The organism is Arsukibacterium sp. (assembly GCF_036735525.1).
In the GTDB taxonomy this organism is placed as follows: Bacteria; Pseudomonadota; Gammaproteobacteria; order Enterobacterales; family Alteromonadaceae; genus Alishewanella.
Genome location: NZ_DAINOE010000176.1, coordinates 1 through 2,740, shown reverse-complemented (window position 1 = coordinate 2,740; position 2,740 = coordinate 1). Strand labels below are relative to the sequence as shown.

General features: G+C 40.6%; 3 protein-coding genes. 1 reads left to right on the top strand and 2 read right to left on the bottom strand.

The window, feature by feature from the left end; translation table 11 throughout:
• Window positions 1-39: 39 nt before the first annotated feature.
• Window positions 40-678 (bottom strand): GTP cyclohydrolase I FolE, encoded by a 639-nt coding sequence (gene folE / locus V7D78_RS16925; RefSeq protein ID WP_333609628.1) that lies wholly within the window; start codon window positions 676-678, stop codon window positions 40-42.
• Window positions 679-704: 26 nt separating this feature from the next.
• Complete coding sequence (locus V7D78_RS16920) at window positions 705-1,487, bottom strand: ferredoxin--NADP reductase (protein ID WP_333609627.1); 783 nt, start codon at window positions 1,485-1,487, stop codon at window positions 705-707.
• Window positions 1,488-1,827: 340 nt separating this feature from the next.
• Here V7D78_RS16920 and V7D78_RS16915 point away from each other — a divergent pair.
• A partial coding sequence (locus V7D78_RS16915) for a porin (protein WP_333609626.1) occupies window positions 1,828-2,740 on the top strand: 913 nt, incomplete at its 3' end.

The window sequence follows — 2,740 nt, the reverse complement described above, 5'->3', positions numbered from 1 at the left end:
AAGCCTCCCCCTTTGTAAAAGGGGGAATGAGGGGGATTTTTACTTTAAAAATTCGCTACGTGTTGACGGATTCAATTTGAAAGCGCCACCCAGAGCTGTGGTTTGCGTACTGGAGTTAACATCCATTACTCCACGTGATTTTACACAATAGTGAACGGCATTAATTGATACAGCAACATCTTCCGTGTCCAGCAAACTTTGAAGTGCGACTAAAATTTGTTGGGTTAAGCGTTCCTGGACCTGAGGGCGCTGGGCAAAAAAGCGCACAATCCGGTTAATCTTAGATAAACCGATAATACGGCCAGCAGGAATGTAAGCCACTGTGGCTGTACCATCGATAGTAACAAAATGATGTTCACAGGTACTGTTAAAGCTAATATCTTTAACTTTAATCATTTCATCAACTTGCATCTTATTGTCAATCAGCGCAACTTTCGGGAAATTTTGATAATCCAGGCCGCCGAATATCTCGTCAACATACATTTTGGCAATACGATGCGGAGTTTCTTGTAAACTGTCGTCTGCTAAATCTAAACCTAAAGTACTGACTACCTCGGTCATTAACAGGCGGATTTTTTGGTACTTTTCATCGCGTGATAAAGCATTTGGAATAATGGGCGATTCTAATCCTTTTGCTTGTAGCGCACTTTTGACTATTTTAGCCTCGTTTAACAACATAAAATGTCCTAAAAATTAAATAAAAACTATTTTTCAAGAAATGCTTGTTCGATCACATAATCGCCCTGTTGCCGCGATGTGGCTTTCTTAAAACCTTTAGCATTCAAAATCGCCATAGTGTCATCTAACATAGCTTGGTTGCCACATAACATAAATCTGTCGCGGCTTGGACACAGTGCCGGTAAACCCAGCTGTTCGGTAAAGATGTCAGAAATCAGCAGGCTAGTAATACGTTGCTGGTGTAACGAATTGCGATAAGGCTCGCGAGTCACAGTGGGGTAATACAACAGTTTATCTTTCACCCAATCACCAAAAAACTCATTAGCAGGCAGTTGCTCACAAATGAGCTGTTGGTAGGCCAGCTCGGAAATATAGCGTACGCCATGTACCAGAATGACTTTGTCAAATTGCTCATAGATGCCAGGATCTTTAATAATGCTAAGAAAAGGCGCAAGACCTGTGCCAGTGGCTAGCAGATAAAGATGCTTGCCAGGTGTTAAGTACCCAGCAACTAGCGTTCCCGTTGGCCGGGTTGACAGCGTAAGTTGATCTCCAACCTGAATATGCTGCAAGCGTGAGGTCAGAGCGCCATTGTCGACTTTGATGCTAAAAAACTCTAATTCATCTTCATAGTTCGCGCTGGCAATGCTGTAAGCGCGCAATAAAGGTCTGCCATCGATTTCAAGGCCAATCATTACAAATTGACCGTTTTCAAATGTAAAACTTGGTTGTCTGGTTGTTTTAAAACTAAACAGGGTGTCATTCCAATGATGAACATAGGTAACGGTTTCGGTAATGGTACTTCTCATTTAATACACCTTATTGAGCGGGTAACGGTTCTCCGCAGTGTTGCGCGCAGTCTTATTAATTGGCTGATGGCTAACTATTACGTTTGGTGAGCGCTGTAATCAAAAAAAACAGTGCAGACATTACAATACCCGAGTAAAACACTCAAGTAATATTGTTGAGTATTTTACTCAGGTATTACGGCATGTCGCAATTTTCAGATGCTCAGCAGCCAATAAATTTGTTCAATCCTGACTCTAGTGACTCTTTTGTCTCAACTGTCTTTGCATTCTTGAGGTTTGGGTATATCCTTTTTTTGATGACTTTGCGTTTAACAACTTTGTTTTTATTGAAGAGGTAATAATGAAAAAACACCTGCTAGCCTTGGCGGTTCTCTCTGCATTGTGTGTTGCAAAGGCCCATGCCAATACCACCATTAATGGCTTTGCATCAATCAAAGCCGGCATGACAACATCGTCCGATGAAAACCTTTATGGATACGGTAGTGAATTAGACTTTAAGACCGGTAGTTTATTTGCGCTCCAGGTGAAATCTGATTTGGGCGAAAAGTTATCGGTTACAGGTCAATTGCTTGGCAGAGGCGTAGATGATTTTAATGTTCAGTTAGAATGGTTATACCTTAGTTATCAATTAAGTAATGATTTAGTGATTAATGCTGGTCGGCTTGGTGTGCCATTTTTTACCTATTCTGATTTTAAAGACGTTGGTTATGCTTATCTTTGGAACACTGCACCACAAAGTGTTTACTCTGGAGTTGGCTTTACCAGTGTTGAAGGTGTCTCTTTGTATTACACTACTGACCTTGGTAGCTTTGACGCTTCTATGCAATTACTTTATGGTTCTTCATCAGATAATAATCCGCTTTTTGGTCAGCCAGCGTCTGGTCGCTATGAGCAGGTGTTATCTTTAAATATGGTGTTAAGCCGTGATTGGTATTCATTCCGTGCTGCATATGTTGAGGGTAATATAACAGTATCAGCAGATGCGTTTTCACCACTAACCGATGCGTTATTCAATACAAATATTCCTGCCTTCCAGGCACTGGCTGCAGAGCTTGATTTTAATGAAGACAAGGGCACCTTTTATGGTATTGGCGTATTACTTGAGCCTGGAAACTGGAATATTGTATTTGAATACAATGATATAGGTATTGAAAAATCATTCTATTCTGACAGAACAAATTTTTATATTTCTGCCGGTTATCGATTTGATCAGTGGCAACCCTATGTAGTTTATGAAAGACAAGATCATAAGA

Excerpts from the sequence above, each read along its gene's own strand:
- folE (WP_333609628.1), bottom strand. The coding sequence starts at position 678 with ATGTTGTTAAACGAGGCTAAAATAGTCAAAAGTGCGCTACAAGCAAAA.
- V7D78_RS16920 (WP_333609627.1), bottom strand. The coding sequence starts at position 1,487 with ATGAGAAGTACCATTACCGAAACCGTTACCTATGTTCATCATTGGAAT.